We start from the raw sequence: 15828 nt of genomic DNA, 5'->3' as shown, positions 1-15828 counted from the left end.
GCCTGTCTATGCCGCCGGCAAGATGATCTCGAAGCGCGTGCCGCGCTCGCTGTCAACCAGCCCGATCGAGCCATCATGCGCTTTCAGGAGGGCCAGCACGATGCCGAGGCCCATGCCGGTGCCGCCAGTATCGCGCCGCGTGGTGAAGAACGGCTCGAAGATGCGCGCCCGGTTGCTCGGCGAAATGCCGGCGCCGTCGTCGCCGACCAGCACCGTTGCCTTGCCGCCGGCACTTGCCGCCGTGATCGAAACCTGCGTCGCGCCGTGCCTGGCGGAATTGTCGATGAGATTGGCGAGCACGATTGCTCCGTTCTCGCCCGATATGCGCAGGGCCAGATCGCCGCCGGCCTCGACGCGGACCGCCAGCCTGCTGTCGACGGGCAGCAGCGACAGCGCGGCATCGATCGAGGTGCTTTCGCCGCTGGGTGCGAGGTTTTCGGCTTTCGCCAGATCGAGGAGCCGGCGCACCAGCAGATTGAGCCGCCCGGCATCGGTGACGATATTGTCCGAGAAGCGCCGCCGCTCGGCATCGTCCATCGCGCTGCCGGAATCGCGCAGCAGTTCCGCCGCGCCCTGGATCGCCGTCAGCGGCGATTTGAGTTCATGCGAGACATGGGTGGCGAAAGTCTGGATCGAGTCCGAGCGCGCCTGCAGCTTTTCGGCCATGTCGAGGAAGGCGGCGGAAAGCTCTGCCATCTCGTAGGTGCCGTGATGGTCGAGCGGCCGGATCGCGTCGCGCTCGCCGGCGGCGATACGCTGGGTGCGGTCGATCAGCGCATAGATCGGCCGGCTGACGGTGCGCAGGAAGACGAGGCCTATGAGCAGCGTGCCGCCGAGAATGGCAATCGCCGCCAAGGTCACCTTGCCGCGTTCGCCATAGAGATGTTTGACGATGTTGTTGGGCGTCCGCGACACGTAAACCACGCCGGCCACCTTGCCGTCGACGGCCACCGGCATGGCGACGAAGACACGCACCCTGGTGCCGCGGCTGACCGAATAGAGCGGCGGCGCCGGCTGGTCGGGGATGCGCAGCCGGAGCGCGCTGGCATAGTGGCCGGCAAGTGCATCGCGCACCTCCTGGACCTCGGCCAGCGACAGCCCGACCTCCTCGCGCCCGGCAATGACGACGCCCCTGGCGTCAAGCAGCCGGAAGCCGGCCAGCGTGGTTTTCTGCGTGGCGTCGAGAATGCCTGACAGGCGCGCGCCGATCGCGGCGAAAGCGGGATCGGCGGTGGCTGATATCGCCGCCGGCCGGGTCGGCAGCACGGTGTCGGAGGCGAGATCGAGGCGCGGCTCGATCGGCCGGTAGGGTCCGTCGGTATTGGCGCCTCGGCCGGCACCCCCGTCCGGCCGCGGCATCGGCGCGCCAAGCTTGTCCGGCGCAATGCCGGCCTCACGCACCTCTTGCGCATAGATGGCGGCAATCGCCGCGCCTTGCGCGATCAGTTCCGCCTCGGTCTGGCGGATCAGCTGGTTCTCGTAGAGGCGGAAGAAGAACAGGCCGACCAGCGGCAGCGCCATCACCAGGATCAGGATGGCGACGACGACCGTGGCAAGCCGTGGCCGCCATTTGCGGCCGATCCACTTGCTCGTCAGCCGCATCGGCCGAGCCGGAAGCCGACGCCATGCACGGTCTCGATGACCTCCAGGCAACCCACCGCCGCCAGCTTGGCGCGGATGTTGCGGATATGGCTGTCGACTGTACGGTCGGCGACATGGACCTTGCCGGCATAGGCATTGGCCATCACCGCATCGCGGTCGAGCACATGCATGGGCCGCGCCAGAAACCCTCTCAGGATCGAGAACTCGATCCCCGTCAGGGCAAGCGGCTGGCCGTCGAAGCTGGCGGCGTGGCTCGCCGGCGCCAAAGCGAGCTTGCCGTGCGCGAACTGCCTGTCGTCGATCGGTTCCGGCGCCGCCGGGCGCGCGCGGCGCAGGATGACGTTGACGCGGGCGACGAGCTCACGCGGGCTGAACGGCTTCGTCACATAGTCGTCGCCGCCCATTTCGAGACCGAGGATGCGGTCGATCTCTTCGTCGCGCGCGGACAGGAACAGCACCGGCACATCGGATCGCTGCCTGAGCCGCCGGCAGACCTCCAGCCCGTCCATCTCGGGCATGCCGATATCGAGCACGATGAGGTCGGGCGGATGCCGTTCGACCGCCTGCAGGGCGGCGGCGCCATCGGAAACGGCTGAAGTCTTCATGCCGGCCTTTTCCAGCGCGAAGCAGATCACTTCGCGGATATGCGGATCATCGTCGGCGACGAGGATGTGATGCGGCATGGATCAGCGGCCCGTCCCGTACGGTTTGGTCGCATCAGGAACCACGAACGACCCCCTGGTGTCGAGATATCGAAGCAGGAGCCAGTCGCGAAAGCTCCAGGCCCGCCAGTTTTCCTGGACGGTTCGGTACCAGCCTTCATCGATGCCACGCAGTCTCGCCAGTTCGAGTGTGGCGCCGGCTTCAGCCGTCCTGCTTTGATGATCGAAGAAGCGATCGAGCGCCGGAAACGCGCCCGGACCGAGCGAGCGCAGATACCAGGCGTCGAGGGGAATGCCCTGGCCGGTCATTTCGAAGGAATGGTCGACATTGTAGTTGGCGATCGTGGCGGCGAAGTTGATGAAACAACAGGCATAAAGCATCGCCGATAACGTCAGAAGATTGGCGGACAGGAGCCATTCGTTGGATTTTCCAAGCGCGATGCGGGCGATGATAAGCGCAAGGCCCGCCGCCACCAGCACCATCCAGACGAAGGCGGCGATGCGCCAGTAGGTCAGCGCGTAGATGCCGACATAGAGGTCGAGCCGCAGGATCGACGAGATGACCAGGATGATGTTCTGCGCCACCCAGGCATAGACCAGCCGGCGGATGAGCGGATCCGCCGAGGTTTCGCTTCCGGGCCTAAGCGCCGCCAGCACGAAACCGGCGGCAAGCAGCGCCGTGACGATCAGGGGATAGGCGCCGCGATGCGCATAGGCGGCGTAGCTCAACCCGTCGGGAAGGGCTGCCCCACCCCACAGGTAGGTGGCGTCGAGCCCGGTCTGCAGCGCGAACAGGATGTTGAAGACGACAAGCGCGCGCAGGATGGCTGCCTTGCCGAACACTATGTCCTCGACGACATGCCTGTCCGGGACGGCCGCCGGCTGGGCATCGGCAGGGGGATGGTTCGGCCGAGGGAGGCGCTGCCGGAATCGCGGCAGGCGTGGCCGCAGAAAGGCCCAGACGCCGGCGAGCACGAACAGCCAGAAGGCAATACGCGCCAGTTGGATGAGATCGAGCAGCTTCATCAGGTCGATCAGCGACAGCCAGTGGTCGATGACCGGATTGGCGGCGCCGAACAGCGCCAGGAAGACAGCGCCCAGCGTCAGCGGCATCACCCAGACCGCGATCGCCGCCAGCCGGATGCGGCGCCCGCCGAACCGGCGCGCGGTCTTGCGCCAGCGGATGAAATCATTGGCGAACCGGAACGGCGCCGCCAGCCAGAACAATGCGATCTGGCCGGCAATGCGGACGATGCGGTGTCGCAAGCGGCCGCTCAGCGAAAGCGCGAACACGACCAGGGCCGACAGTGCGATCGCGACCGACAGCGCGCTGACGTTTTCGGCGAGCGGCAGCAACGCGACAAGCAAGGCGGCGGGCTTGAGCCAGACCCTGCCGTCGCTGAAGGCCGCGGGGTGCACGGCCACGATCGCCGCGGCGATCAGGAGGGCGAACAGGAAAACCGTGATGCCGGCGGGCTGGCCATAAAACAGAAAATCCGCCAGCACGACCAGCAGCACGGCAGCGCCGAAGCGGCTGCAATAGTTTGGTGCCGCTGTGAAGAACGATGTCATGAGCGGACCTTCCTGATCGCGGCCGGCCGCATGGCCGGCAGGCTCTTGCGGACAAAGGGAATGAGGATCGCCGTGGGATTGGCGCGCGGCGGATCGACCAGCCACCAGCCTTCGCTGCGCAGCCGGTAGGGCAGGGACCAACGGGGTTTTGCTCGCTTTTGCATGCCGCCTGTCTCGCAGGCCGGCAGGGAGACGGCAGGGCGGATCCGAGGAGCTTTTCCGCAGGCCTGTGCAGTTTTCGTGCAGGGCGCGCCGAACATCTGTTGCTGCGGCAGCTGGATCGCGGATCTGGGCTGAGGAGATTTGGCGTTGAGCCAACCTTTCAACCAATGACGCACCGGGATGCAAGGGTTGAAGGCGGCGATGTCGAAGCCGGAGGCCGGGCTGTCGCGACTGCGGCCACTTGGACCGCCGCCCGCGCGGTCAGGATGCACGGGCGGCGATAGCAACAAACAAGTCTTACTTGGCGATCTTGTCCCAGCCTTCGGCGATGTTCTTGATCGCGCCGGAGAAGCTGGCGAGATTGGTCGGGAAGCGAACCTTCTCATAGGCGCTCGCCGGCAACATCTTGGCCTTCACCGCGTCGGACAACGCGATATCACGTGTCGGGTGCGCATAGCCCTCGGCCAGCAGGTGCTGACCTTCATCCGAAAACAGGAAGTCGATGGCGACCTTGGCGGCATTGGGATGCGGGGCGGCGCTGCTGATGTACTGGGCAAACAGCATGCCCACGGTGCCGTCGCTCGGGATGATGACCTGAAGCGGCAGACCCGTAGCGTCGCGCTTGGCGAAGCCGTCGAAGTCATAGACCATTGAGATAGGGCATTCGCCTTTCTGCACCGAGGCTACGTTCAGCACCACGCCGTTGCGCAGATTGCCGCTGTCGCGCAATTGCTTGAACCAGTCGAGGCCGGGCTGGACATTATCCTCGCCGCCGCCATTGGCGTAGGCCGCCGCCAGGACGGAAGCCGTGGCGTAGCTGGAGATGCGGGGATCGCGGCTGCAGACCATGTCCTTGTAGTCGGGCTTGAGCAGGTCGTTCCATGTCTGGGGCGCGACCTTGACCTTGTCGGTGTTGACCAGGAAGGCGATGGCGCCCCAATAGGACGAGGCCCAGCGTCCGTCAGCGTCCTTGTATCGCGGCTCAATGCTGTCCCAGAATGCATTCTTGTAGCTCGCGGCCAAGCCGTTCTCCAGCAAACGCCCGGTGAAATCATAACCGATGTCGGCAATGTCCATCACCGGCGCGTCTTTTTCCGCCAGGAGATGGGTGATCTGCTCGGCGGAGGTCATATCGGTGTCGACATGCTTGAGACCGAACTTGCTTTCAATCTCGCCGAAAATAGTGCCGAGATTAACCCAATCATCCGACATGCCGTAGCTGACATACTGTCCCTCGGCCTTGGCTGCCGCGAGCGTGTCCTCGGCCATTGCCGGCAACGCCTGGATCGCAAAAGCGCTGGCACCAAGAAGCGCGGCTAACAGTCTCTTGTTCATTTCGTCTCTCCAAATGCGGGTCGATGTCGGTCTGCCTTCGCGCCCGCTCGCGACGGCATGTCTGGGATGCTGGTCTTGCCGCGCTAGCGGCTCCGGGTCGGGCTGTCGGCCTGTCGGTGTCGGGCCGTCCGCCCGGCCGTCCACAAGATGGCGAGCGAGATGATCCAGGCGATCACGAAACTCATCAGAGCCAGAGCGCTGGCCTGCCGAGCATCGGAACGCGTGAATTCGACGAGGTAGATCGGAAACGTCTTCAGCCGCGTGCCGATCAGCAGATTGGCCAGGACGAACTCCGAAAAAACGGCGGAGAGCACCAGGAGGCTGCCGTTGACGATGCCGGCAGCAATATTGGGCATGATGACCCGGCCCACGACCTGGAGGGGATTTGCACCGAGGCTTTGCGCCGCTTCGGCCAGGAGACGCGTGTCCACGCTCTCCAGCGTGTTCATCACCGCGCGGTACATGAAGGGCAGCGTAACGATCACATAGGCCGCGACCAGGATGTTGGGCGTGTTGATGAGCGGCAGCGGCAGTTTCGAATAGAGCCGGATCAGGCCAAGCGCCAGCACGACCCCCGGCAGCGAAAACGGGACGATCGAGAGGAATTCGAGCCACGGTTTCGCGTAGGGAAGCCTGGTGTGGGCGAGATAGGCCGCCGGCACCACAATCATCAGCGAAACCAGCATCGAGATGACGGCGATCCAGAAAGAATTCAGCAGCGTGTCGGTGAAGGCGGAGCGTGACGCGACCTTGATCCACCAGTTCAGCGTCAGACCTTCCGGCCACAAAGTCCGGTCCCAGCGCGTTGCGACGGAAAACAGCGCGGTGGCAGCCACCGGAACGATCATGAAGGCCACGAAGACGCCAATCACCGGTGCCCGCCATGTGAGGGGCGCGGCGCTCATGCCGAGCGCCTCATGCGGCGCGCGAAATACTGGTAGGCGAGCAGGCAGACAGCCATCACCAGCAGCGAAGACATGGCGAGCGCATCCGCGAGGGCCGGATCGAGCACGACTTCTCCACGCACCAAAGCCGCGATCTGTACCGGTATGAGATTGACGTCGGATCCGGTCAACGTCCACGCCGTCGCGTAGGCGCCGAAGGCATTGGCAAACAGCAGGAAGAAACTGGCTGATATCGCCGGAGCCAGGATCGGCAGGGCGATCCACCCCCAGTATTGCGTTGTGGTCGCGCCGAGGACCTCGGCGGCTTCCCGCCATTCCGGCCGCAGCTCCAACAGCGATGGCATCACCAGCAGGATGGCGAGCGGGGTCTGGAAGTAGAGATAGGCGATGCCCAGCCCAGTGATCGAGTAGATGCGGAAATCCGGATAGAGTTGAATTCCAAGATAGCCCAGCAGAAGTGTGACGAAGCCGGTCGAGCCAAGCGTGATGACGAAGGCAAAAGCGAGCGGGGCACCGCCGAAATTGGCGGCGACATTGGCGAGCGCCGTAGTGGCATGGCGCATCGCCGGACTGCGCGACGTGACGATGGCGTAAGCCACCACGGAGCCGAAGAGCGTGCCGCCAAAAGCTGTCGTAACAGCCAGTTTCAGGCTGTTGGTGAAGGCTGTCAGCGTCGCTGGCGTAAGCGCTCGCCGGAAATTGTCCAGCGTCGGTCCGCCTTCTCCGCTCAGGCTGGACCGCAGCAAGGTCAAGACAGGGAATATCTCGAAAGCCAGGATGAAAGCCACGAACGGGGTCAAGCCGATCCAGGCGAGCCAGCGATGGTTGCGGCGCATCGTCATACGCCCGCGATACCCAAGCCCGGGCCCCCTGTGCGATCATGGAACGGGCCGTGGTCGGCAGCGGGGAGCCCGTTGCACCATGTCGCGATAGTCAATTGCATATCTGTTCCGATGATTTGTCAGATCCGGAGTCACACCGGTCCAAAATGATGAATCGTGCTATTGTTTAGTGATACTAAATGGTGTTTATTATTAATGCATGAGATGGATGTCTGTTTGATGACGCCCTGCAGTATTGTTCGATGACGGGAGATCGATATCGGGTGCAAAGTGTCGGCCGCGCGCTCGACATCATCGACAAGATCGCCAGTTCCGGAAAAGACGGTGCCCGCCTGACCGACCTGGCGGTCGCGGCTGGAGTGACCAAGGCAGCCGCCTATGCGATCCTGCTCAGTCTGAAAGCGGCCGGCATGGTGTCCGATACCGGCGAGGGTATGGGCAAGCGCTACCGGCTTGGTCTTGCGCTGGTTCGACTTGGTGATCTTGCGGTCGCCGGCACAGGCGTCGCCGAAGTCGCCATGCCGGTGTTGCGCCAGCTCACGCAGGCAACGGGCATCACCTCGCGCGTCGCGATATGGGACGAGGATGCGGCCGTCGTCGTTGGCCGGGCCGACGCGCCCGATGCCATTCGATTCGACGCCGCGCTTGGGCGGCGCGAACGACCGCATTGCTCGGCGGTCGGCAAGATCTTTCTCGCGGCAATGCCTCGGCAACAAGCGATCGACATCCTTGAGCGCACGGGCTATCCGGCCCGCACACCGAAGACGCTCAGCACGATGCCGGCGCTTACTTCATCCCTCGATTTGGTCATCGCCCGCCACTATGCGATCGATGACGAGGAAGACCATGCGGGCGTCGTCTGCGTCGCCGCGGCGATCTTCGGGCATGACGGCGCGGCCGTCGGCGCGATCAGCGTCACGACGCTCAAACAATTGCTGCCGGATCACGCCGTTCCGCCTTTGACCCGTTCGATCATCGAACATGCGGACCAGATCTCGGTGGCGCTTGGCGGCTTGCCGTCATCGGCGGCATGGCCTTCAAAGGCCTGATCACGCGATTGCCCCTCCACGCTTGCCTCCACCGTCCAGTGACGGCATAGATCGGATATGACCGAACCCTACCGCCCGCGCCGCTCGGTGCTCTATGTCCCGGCCTCCAGCGACAAGGCATTGGCCAAGATCGCGCAGCTTGCCTGTGATGCCGTCATCATCGACCTCGAGGATGCCGTCGCCCCGGCCGACAAGGTCGCCGCCCGTGAAAAGCTGGCTGGCATTTTCGCCAATCGCCCGGTCGCCTCTGGCCGCCGCTGCGAGATGGTGGTGCGCGTCAACGCGCTGGCCAGCGAATGGGGCGCCGACGACCTGCTGGCCGCGGCAAAATTCGAGCCCGACGGCATCCTGTTGTCCAAGGTCGCCACACCGCGCGACATCCTTGAGGTCGGCGACGTGCTCGATGACAATTTTGCCCCCGACAGCGTGAAGCTGTGGGCGATGATCGAGACGCCCAAGGCCATGCTCAACATCGGCGCGATCGCCGAGCTTGGCCGCGATTCGGCCTCACGGCTCAATTGTTTCGTTGCCGGAACGAATGACCTGGCCAAGGACACCGGCGTGCTGGCGACGCCGGACCGGCGCTATCTCGTGCCGTGGCTGATGCAGATGGTGCTGGCCGCGCGCGCCGGCGGTCTCGACATGCTCGACGGCGTAGCCAACGATTTTCGCGACCTCGACGCCTTTGCCCGCGAGTGCGCGGAAGCGGCGGCCATGGGCTTCGACGGCAAGACCCTGATCCATCCGGCCCAGATCGACGCGGCGAACCGCGCCTTCGCGCCGTCGCCGGCAGCGCTGACCGAGGCGCGCCTGGTGAAGGACGCGTTTGCCCTCGCCGAAAACAGCGGCAAGGGCGTGATCGCGCTGAATGGCAGAATGGTCGAGCGGCTGCATCTGGCGCAGGCCGAAAAACTGCTGGCGAAGGCCGCCGCCATCGGCGCATGATCGCGGCCAAGTTCATTCACGACAGGACTTGAGAAAATGAAACTCTACCGCTTTCTTACCGGCCCGGACGACGCCAGCTTCTGCCACAAGGTGACGGCGGCGCTGAACAAGGGCTGGCACCTGTTCGGCTCGCCGACCTATGCCTATGACAAGAAAGCCAAGACCATGCGCTGCGGCCAGGCCGTGGTGAAGGATGTCGATGGCCAGGAATACGGGCCGGACACCAAGCTCAGCGACTGGTAGGGGCTTCCTCTCTTCGTCGTCCTAGGGCGAAGCAAGGAGCGATGCGACGCGGCGCAGACCCTAGGGTGACGAAGGTTCGAGCCTATTCGGCCGCTTCCTCGATCCGCTCCATATCATCGTCCGACAGGCCGAAATGGTGGCCGATCTCGTGGATCAGCACATGGGTGACGATGTCGCCCAGCGTTTCCTCGTTTTCGGCCCAGTAGTCGAGCATGGCGCGGCGGTAGAGCGTGATGCGGTTCGGGCCTTCGCCGGTCTGCGGGTTCCAGCGCTCGGCGATGCCGCGTCCCTCGAACAGGCCGAGCAGGTCGAACGGCGTTTCCAGCGACAGGTCGTCCATGATTTCGTCGGTCGGGAACTCGGCGATCTGGATGACGATCTCGCCGGTCAGCTTGCGAAACTCCTCCGGCAAATGGGCATAGGCCTCCAGCGCGAGGAACTCCAGCTCCTCCATCGAGGGCGCAAGTTCGCCATGCCAGGTGCGGGTTTTGTAGATGCGGGCCATGCTTTGTCCTTTGATCCCGGCATATAGGCTTTCGCACCGGTGGAGGCAAATAAGAGGGCTGAGGCGCGCGGGGATGAGGAATAAATTCCTTGTGACTCTGCTTGACTCTTCCAACGCCCTCTGGAATCTATAGGAACATAACAGGAACAATTGTGAGTGGAAGCTGACCGTCATGGCGATGAGCGCCGTGGCGCGGGAGACTGTTTTTGCCCTGCGCCGCCAGATCGCGAAAATCGAGGGAACGCTGCCCGAGCGCCTGCAGCTGCCGGCTGGCGCGCCGCTTGATGCTGGCGTCAGCGCCGATGTCACGTCCAATACCGATCTCACGATCGTCCGGCGCGGCCTTGCCGCGGCCCTGCCGGATGCCTTCCTGCCCACCGGCGTCGAACGCCTCGATGCCGCCCTGAGCGGCGGCCTGCCGAAAGCCGCCTTGAGCGAAATCCATGGCGGGCAAACCCGCGATGCCGGAGCCGTTGCCGGCTTCGCTCTGTCGCTCACCAGCCTGATCCTGAAGCAGGCCCACGGACTGCCGGTGCTGTGGATCGGTACATCGGAAATCTTTGGCGAGGCCGGCTTTCCCTATGCTAGGGGGCTGCATGCCGCGTTCGGCATCGAGCCCGGGCAATTGCTGTTTTCCGAGGCGCCCAGGCTCGTCGATGCGCTGTGGGTCGCCGAGGAGGCCGCCCGGATGACGGCGCTCGCCGCCGTCATCCTGGAGATTCGCGGCAACCCGCAGCGGCTGGACCTGACCGCGACGCGCCGGCTGCATGCAAGGGCGGCAAGCGCCGGCCGGCCGGTGTTCCTGCTGCGGCAGGCGGCCGAGCCCGAACCGACTGCGGCGCCCGTCCGCCTCATTGTCGCGTCGGCGCCTGCCGTGCCGCGCGCCACGATCACCGGGCCGCTCGCCGGTTCGATCGGCCGCCCCGCCTTCACCATCACCATCGGCAAGAGCCGCACGGCCCTGCCAGGACAATTCACACTGGAGTGGAACCCCGATGAACGCGTATTCGACGAGAGATGGGGCGAAGAAAGACGAAGCGAGGAAAGACGGGCAGGCCGGGCAAAGAATCCTGTCGCTGTGGTTTCCCTACCTCGCGGCCGAAAGGATCCTGCGGCAGCGTCTGGGGCGATCCTGGCGTTCCCGGCCGTCGGATCACCCGACGCCATCTCACCCACCGCTCGTGATCAGTCACCGCCAGGGGAACGCGCAGCGCATTTCGGCCCTCGACGAGCGGGCTGAGGCGCTGCACCTGAAGCGCGACATGGGCATTGCCGATGCGCGCGCCATGCATCCGTCGATCGACATCGTCGAGGCCGATCCGGAAGCCGACCGCCGCCTGCTCGAAGGCCTTGCCGACTGGTGCGACCGCTACACCCCGCTGGTGGCGCTGGATGGGACGGACGGCCTGTTCCTCGATGTCACCGGCTGCACCCATCTGTTCGGCGGCGAACGCGCCATGCTCGACGACATCCTGTCGCGCTTCTTCCATCAGGGGTTCGATGTCCGCGCTGGCCTTGCCCCGACGCCGGGAGCGGCCTGGGCGGCGGCACGCTTTTGCGGTGACCGCATCGTCGCCGGCGGCGAGGAGGAAGCACTGCTGGCGCCCTTGCCGCTCGCCGCATTGCGCATAGCGCCGGAAATCCGAGCCAGCCTGGAGAGCGTCGGCCTGCGCACGGCGGGCGCCGTCATGGCGGCACCACGCGCGCCGCTCGCCCGCCGCTTCGGCGCCACCCTGCTGCTGCGCCTCGACCAGGCGCTTGGCCGTCTCGACGAGGCGGTCTCGCCCCGCCTTCCCGTCGCGCCGCTTTCTGTCGAGCGCCATCTCGCCGAGCCCGTCACGCTGACCGAGGATATCGAGCGGCTGGTCGGCCTGCTGGCGACGACCCTGAAGACCGATCTCGAGCGCCGTGGCGAGGGCGCTCGGACGCTGGCGCTGCTGCTCTTCCGCGTCGACGGCGCGGTCAGCCGCATTGCGCTGGGCACCTCGCGGCCGATGCGCGATCCCCGGCTGATCCAGAAGCTGTTCCATGAAAGGCTGGCGGCACTCGAGCAGAGTATCGATGCCGGCTATGGCTTCGACCTGGTGCGGCTCTCCGTACTGGCCGTCGCCGCTTTCGACATGGCGCAGGCCGACCTGACGGGCGACGTGGCCGATGACGGCGCCGATATCGCGCTGTTCGCCGACCGCATCCGCGCCCGGCTCGGCGAAGGCGCGGTCCTGCAGCCGGTCGCCGTGGAAAGCCATCTGCCGGAACGCGCCGTCGCCATCATCCCCTTCACCGAGGCGCCGCGCCGGACCACGCCGCCGAAGAAGCCGGACAGGATGCAGGCGCCCAAAACCATCTTCCCGCTGGAGCGGCCGATCCGGCTGTTCCGCGCGCCCGAGCTCATCGAGGTGCCCGCCACCGAAATGCCGGAGGGGCCGCCGCTGCACTTCCGCTGGCGGCGCGCGCTCTACCGCGTCACCCGGGTCGAGGGTCCGGAACGCATCGCCGCCGAATGGTGGCGTGAGGCGTCAAGCGATCCGGCCACATCCACCCGGGACTATTTCCGCATCGAGGATGCCGACGGCCGCCGCTTCTGGCTCTACCGGCAAGGCCTTTATGGCAACCCGCAGGTGCCGCCGCGCTGGTTCATGCACGGGGTCTTCGCATGAACGCGCTGACCGTCATCCCCTATGCCGAGTTCGGCATCCAGTCGAATTTCTCCTTCCTGCGCGGCGCCTCCAAACCGGAGGAGCTGGTGGTCGCGGCCAAGCTCCTGGGCTTCTCCGCGATCGGCCTTGCCGACCGCAACACGGTTGCCGGCGTGGTGCGCGCCTGGCAGCAGGCCAAGGTCGAAAAACTCTCCTATCACCCCGGCTGCCGGCTGGTTTTCGGCGACGGCACGCCGGACATTCTCGCCTATCCCCGAAACCGTGCGGGCTGGGGGCATCTGTGCCGCATGCTCACCCAGGCCAATCTGCGTGACGAAACCGAAAAAGGCGCCACCCTTCTCCAGCGCAGCGACCTCCTGGAATGGGGGGACCTGATGTCGCTGGCGGTCCTGCCCGATCTGGTGGCGGAGGCGCAAGGCACTCTTGCCCTGCTTCGCCAACTCAAGGATCGTTTCGGCAAAGCCCTGCGGCTTGGCGTCTCGCCCGACTATGCGGGCAATGACCGTTTCCGGATCGAGCAGGCCGCGGCGATGGCCGAGAGTGCCGGCATCCCGCTGATGGCGACCAACGATGTCCTCTACCACACGGCCGAACGGCGCCCATTGCAGGACGTGCTGACCGCGATCCGCCTCAACACGCCCGTCGCAGAGGTCGGCCTCGAACTCACCGCCAACGCCGAGCGTCACCTGAAGCCGCCGCTGGAGATGGCGCGGCTTTTTCGCCGGCACCCGCAAGCGCTGGCCGAGACGCTGCGTTTCGGGGAGAGTCTAGAGTTCTCTCTGGAAGAGCTGAAGCACAACTACCCGGAAGAGACCACCGAGGCAGGCGTCGACCCTCAGACCGAACTGGAAAGATTGACTTGGGATGGCGCCAGGAAACGTTACCCCGAGGGCATCCCTGACAAAGTGGAAGGTCTCATCCGGCATGAACTCACAATTGTTGGCCTGAAGAAATATGCCCGTTATTTCCTTACCGTTCGCGACATCGTTCGGTTCGCGCGCTCGGAGGGTGTTCTGTGTCAGGGACGCGGCTCCGCCGCAAACTCCGTCATTTGTTTTTGCCTTGAGATTACGGAAGTTGATCCCAGCCTTCTGGACGTTCTTTTTGAGCGTTTTGTTTCAACGGAACGTGACGAGCCCCCAGACATTGATGTCGATTTCGAGCATGAAAAGCGCGATGTCGTCATCCAGTATATTTACAACAAATACAGTGCCAAGCGCACGGCACTTGCTGCTGCTGTCATCAGCTATCGCGGTCGCTCGGCACTACGCGAAGTGGCGAAGGCGATGGGCCTCTCCGAGGATGTCAGAAGCGCATTGTCGAGCACGATCTGGGGCTGGTCAACCTCTGAGCTTGGCGAGAAGGAGGCTCACGCCGGCGGCATCAACCGTGCCGATCCACTGGCGAGACTGGTGATCGAGCGCTCCAACGATATTATGGGCTTTCCTCGTCATCTGTCCCAGCATGTCGGCGGCTTCGTCATCACCAAGGATCGGCTTGACGAGATCGTCCCCATCGTCAAGACGGCGATGGACGAGCGCAAGATGGTCGAATGGGACAAGGATGACCTCGACAATGTCGGCATCCTCAAAGTCGATGTGCTCGCGCTAGGGATGCTGTCTTGCCTGAGGCGCGCCTTTGATCTGCTGGAAACTCACTACGGTGTGAGAGACAAATATGGCCGGCGCCTGACCCTAGCGACGATTCCGCAAAAGGATGGCCGCGTCTACGATATGATCTGCCGTGCCGACACGCTTGGGGTTTTCCAGATCGAATCGCGCGCCCAGATGTCCATGCTGCCGCGTCTCAGGCCCCGCACATTCTATGATCTGGTCATCGAAGTGGCGATCGTTCGGCCCGGCCCGATCCAGGGCGATATGGTTCACCCCTACCTCCGCCGACGGCAAGGGAAAGAGAAGGTTGAGTATCCGAGCAAGGAGCTTGAAGCCATTCTCAAGCGGACGCTCGGTGTGCCGCTGTTTCAAGAGCAAGCAATGAAGATCGCCATTGATGCCGGGGGCTTCTCTCCCGGCGAGGCAGATAAGCTAAGGCGCGCGATGGCCACCTTTAAACGCAATGGCACGATCGGGAACTATGAAACGCTAATGATCGAAGGGATGGTCAAGAAAGGCTACAAACGAGACTTCGCCGAGCGCTGCTTCAAGCAGATCGAAGGCTTTGGCGAATACGGCTTTCCTGAAAGCCACGCCGCCTCCTTCGCTCTGCTCGTCTATGCCTCGTGCTGGTTCAAGACCTTCTATCCCGACGTGTTCTGCGCCGCGATCCTGAATTCGCAGCCGATGGGATTCTACCAGCCGGCGCAACTGGTACGCGACGCGCGCGACCATGGCGTCGACATCCGCGAGGTCGACGTCAATTATTCAGTCTGGGACTGCACCCTGGAAAAGGCAGCTTTCGATCCGGCCCGCATCCTGCCTCGCCATGCCGAGATGCGTGGTGTCATCGAGACAAATCATGCGCTTCGGCTCGGTTTCCGGCAGATCAAGGGGCTTTCCAAGGAACGCATGGAGCAATTCGTCACGCGACGCGGCTCAGGCTACGAGACCGTCCGGGATGTCTGGCTGCGCTCCGGCCTCGATGTCGACGAGATCGAGAGGTTGGCGCAGGCCGATGCCTTCCGTTCGATCGGCCTCGACCGCCGTGCCGCACTGTGGGAAGTGCGCGCGCTGGGCGCCAGGAGTGCGGCCGAAAAGCTGCCGCTGTTCGACCAGCCGGCGCTGCGCCTGCGCGAACTCGAGCCCGAGACGAAGCTGCCGAAAATGCCGCTTGGCGAACACGTCATCCACGACTACCGCTCGCTCGGCCTGTCGCTGAAGGCACATCCCGTCGCCTTCCTGCGCGAACGGCTCGACCGCGCCGGCGTCACGCCCAATGCCAACCTGCCTTCCCAGCGCGACGGCAGGCGGGTTTCCGTCGCCGGGCTGGTGCTGGTGCGCCAGCGCCCCGGCAAGGGCAATGCGATCTTCCTGACGCTGGAGGACGACAAGGCTGTCGCCAATGTCATCTTCTGGGAGCGGACCTTTACCCGCTTCCGCCCCATCGTCATGGGTGCGCGGTTCGTGAAGGTCAGCGGGAAATTGCAGTCGGAATCGGGTGTGATCCATATCGTGGCGGAAAAGATCGAGGATCTGACGCCCTGGCTGACCGTGCTCCTGGAGAAGGTCAGCGGGGCCGGAGCGCCGGGCGCCTCCCCTGCGGCCGCGAAGGCAGAGGCTCCGGGTCGCGATAGCAGACCCGCGCCACGCAATGCGCCGGCCGGACAGGATATTGCAATGCTGTCGGAAGAGGCGGAACGCGTCATGCCCAAGGGCCGCAATTTTCAGTAGGT

14 protein-coding genes are annotated in these 15828 nt (G+C 64.5%); 6 read left to right on the top strand and 8 right to left on the bottom strand.

Annotation, left to right across the window (positions count from 1 at the left end; genetic code table 11):
- Positions 1 to 6 precede the first annotated feature (6 nt).
- The 7 genes from MesoLj_RS05155 to MesoLj_RS05125 all read right to left on the bottom strand — a co-directional run bounded on the left by MesoLj_RS05155 (position 7) and on the right by MesoLj_RS05125 (position 7074).
- Positions 7 to 1602, bottom strand: coding sequence for an ATP-binding protein (locus MesoLj_RS05155; RefSeq protein ID WP_202325302.1), 1596 nt, complete (start codon positions 1600 to 1602; stop codon positions 7 to 9).
- On the bottom strand, positions 1593 to 2285 hold the full coding sequence (locus MesoLj_RS05150; protein ID WP_202325301.1) for a response regulator transcription factor: 693 nt from the start codon (positions 2283 to 2285) through the stop codon (positions 1593 to 1595). The genes MesoLj_RS05155 and MesoLj_RS05150 overlap by 10 nt, the downstream gene beginning before the upstream one ends.
- 3 nt (positions 2286 to 2288) lie before the next feature.
- Positions 2289 to 3836 carry a DUF4153 domain-containing protein gene (locus MesoLj_RS05145; RefSeq protein WP_202325300.1) on the bottom strand — a complete coding sequence of 516 codons (1548 nt, stop codon included), beginning with the start codon at positions 3834 to 3836 and terminating at the stop codon, positions 2289 to 2291.
- Positions 3833 to 4000, bottom strand: coding sequence for a hypothetical protein (locus tag MesoLj_RS05140; protein WP_202325299.1), 168 nt, complete (start codon positions 3998 to 4000; stop codon positions 3833 to 3835). The genes MesoLj_RS05145 and MesoLj_RS05140 overlap by 4 nt, the downstream gene beginning before the upstream one ends.
- A gap of 295 nt (positions 4001 to 4295) precedes the next feature.
- On the bottom strand, positions 4296 to 5333 hold the full coding sequence (locus tag MesoLj_RS05135; protein ID WP_202325298.1) for an ABC transporter substrate-binding protein: 1038 nt from the start codon (positions 5331 to 5333) through the stop codon (positions 4296 to 4298).
- 83 nt (positions 5334 to 5416) lie between these two features.
- Positions 5417 to 6238, bottom strand: a complete 822-nt coding sequence (locus MesoLj_RS05130) for an ABC transporter permease (RefSeq protein WP_202325297.1) — start codon at positions 6236 to 6238, stop codon at positions 5417 to 5419.
- Complete coding sequence (locus tag MesoLj_RS05125; protein WP_202325296.1) at positions 6235 to 7074, bottom strand: ABC transporter permease; 840 nt, start codon at positions 7072 to 7074, stop codon at positions 6235 to 6237. The genes MesoLj_RS05130 and MesoLj_RS05125 overlap by 4 nt, the downstream gene beginning before the upstream one ends.
- A gap of 248 nt (positions 7075 to 7322) precedes the next feature.
- Here MesoLj_RS05125 and MesoLj_RS05120 point away from each other — a divergent pair, with 248 nt between their 5' ends.
- The 3 genes from MesoLj_RS05120 to MesoLj_RS05110 are packed head-to-tail and all read left to right on the top strand — an operon-like array spanning position 7323 to position 9317.
- The gene (locus MesoLj_RS05120) at positions 7323 to 8129 is read left to right on the top strand and encodes an IclR family transcriptional regulator (RefSeq protein WP_202325295.1); all 807 of its coding nucleotides are present in this window, start codon (positions 7323 to 7325) and stop codon (positions 8127 to 8129) included.
- Between the two features lie 57 nt (positions 8130 to 8186).
- A complete protein-coding gene (locus MesoLj_RS05115; protein ID WP_202325294.1) occupies positions 8187 to 9074 on the top strand; it encodes an HpcH/HpaI aldolase/citrate lyase family protein in 888 nt (295 codons plus the stop codon).
- 36 nt (positions 9075 to 9110) lie between these two features.
- Entirely contained in the window at positions 9111 to 9317 is a 207-nt protein-coding gene (locus MesoLj_RS05110) for a DUF1737 domain-containing protein (RefSeq protein ID WP_027047555.1), read from the top strand.
- 82 nt (positions 9318 to 9399) lie between these two features.
- Here MesoLj_RS05110 and MesoLj_RS05105 read toward each other — a convergent pair whose 3' ends face one another.
- Complete coding sequence (locus MesoLj_RS05105) at positions 9400 to 9822, bottom strand: metallopeptidase family protein (protein ID WP_056574387.1); 423 nt, start codon at positions 9820 to 9822, stop codon at positions 9400 to 9402.
- A 172-nt stretch (positions 9823 to 9994) separates the two neighbouring features.
- On the opposite strand from MesoLj_RS05105, the gene MesoLj_RS05100 reads away from it, so the two are divergent.
- From MesoLj_RS05100 to MesoLj_RS05090, 3 genes are read left to right on the top strand one after another with little or no spacing between them, the layout of a single operon-like run.
- Positions 9995 to 11062, top strand: coding sequence for an ImuA family protein (locus tag MesoLj_RS05100; protein ID WP_202325293.1), 1068 nt, complete (start codon positions 9995 to 9997; stop codon positions 11060 to 11062).
- Positions 11004 to 12479 (top strand): DUF6504 family protein, encoded by a 1476-nt coding sequence (locus MesoLj_RS05095; RefSeq protein WP_202325292.1) that lies wholly within the window; start codon positions 11004 to 11006, stop codon positions 12477 to 12479. The genes MesoLj_RS05100 and MesoLj_RS05095 overlap by 59 nt, the downstream gene beginning before the upstream one ends.
- Positions 12476 to 15826 carry an error-prone DNA polymerase gene (locus tag MesoLj_RS05090; RefSeq protein ID WP_202325291.1) on the top strand — a complete coding sequence of 1117 codons (3351 nt, stop codon included), beginning with the start codon at positions 12476 to 12478 and terminating at the stop codon, positions 15824 to 15826. Before MesoLj_RS05095 ends, MesoLj_RS05090 begins: the two co-directional genes overlap by 4 nt.
- Positions 15827 to 15828: the final 2 nt, after the last annotated feature.

It is taken from the genome of Mesorhizobium sp. 113-3-9 (genome assembly GCF_016756515.1).
Taxonomy (GTDB): domain Bacteria; phylum Pseudomonadota; class Alphaproteobacteria; order Rhizobiales; family Rhizobiaceae; genus Mesorhizobium.
The sequence above is the reverse complement of the archived record's forward strand: the minus strand, read 5'-3'. Positions and strand labels throughout refer to the sequence as shown.

Bases quoted from the DNA above. Each gene is read 5' to 3' on its own strand.
- MesoLj_RS05155 (WP_202325302.1), bottom strand. From the start codon at position 1,602: ATGCGGCTGACGAGCAAGTGGATCGGCCGCAAATGGCGGCCACGGCTT.
- MesoLj_RS05150 (WP_202325301.1), bottom strand. From the start codon at position 2,285: ATGCCGCATCACATCCTCGTCGCCGACGATGATCCGCATATCCGCGAA.
- MesoLj_RS05145 (WP_202325300.1), bottom strand. From the start codon at position 3,836: ATGACATCGTTCTTCACAGCGGCACCAAACTATTGCAGCCGCTTCGGC.
- MesoLj_RS05140 (WP_202325299.1), bottom strand. From the start codon at position 4,000: ATGCAAAAGCGAGCAAAACCCCGTTGGTCCCTGCCCTACCGGCTGCGC.
- MesoLj_RS05135 (WP_202325298.1), bottom strand. From the start codon at position 5,333: ATGAACAAGAGACTGTTAGCCGCGCTTCTTGGTGCCAGCGCTTTTGCG.
- MesoLj_RS05130 (WP_202325297.1), bottom strand. From the start codon at position 6,238: ATGAGCGCCGCGCCCCTCACATGGCGGGCACCGGTGATTGGCGTCTTC.
- MesoLj_RS05125 (WP_202325296.1), bottom strand. From the start codon at position 7,074: ATGCGCCGCAACCATCGCTGGCTCGCCTGGATCGGCTTGACCCCGTTC.
- MesoLj_RS05120 (WP_202325295.1), top strand. From the start codon at position 7,323: ATGACGGGAGATCGATATCGGGTGCAAAGTGTCGGCCGCGCGCTCGAC.
- MesoLj_RS05115 (WP_202325294.1), top strand. From the start codon at position 8,187: ATGACCGAACCCTACCGCCCGCGCCGCTCGGTGCTCTATGTCCCGGCC.
- MesoLj_RS05110 (WP_027047555.1), top strand. From the start codon at position 9,111: ATGAAACTCTACCGCTTTCTTACCGGCCCGGACGACGCCAGCTTCTGC.
- MesoLj_RS05105 (WP_056574387.1), bottom strand. From the start codon at position 9,822: ATGGCCCGCATCTACAAAACCCGCACCTGGCATGGCGAACTTGCGCCC.
- MesoLj_RS05100 (WP_202325293.1), top strand. From the start codon at position 9,995: ATGGCGATGAGCGCCGTGGCGCGGGAGACTGTTTTTGCCCTGCGCCGC.
- MesoLj_RS05090 (WP_202325291.1), top strand. From the start codon at position 12,476: ATGAACGCGCTGACCGTCATCCCCTATGCCGAGTTCGGCATCCAGTCG.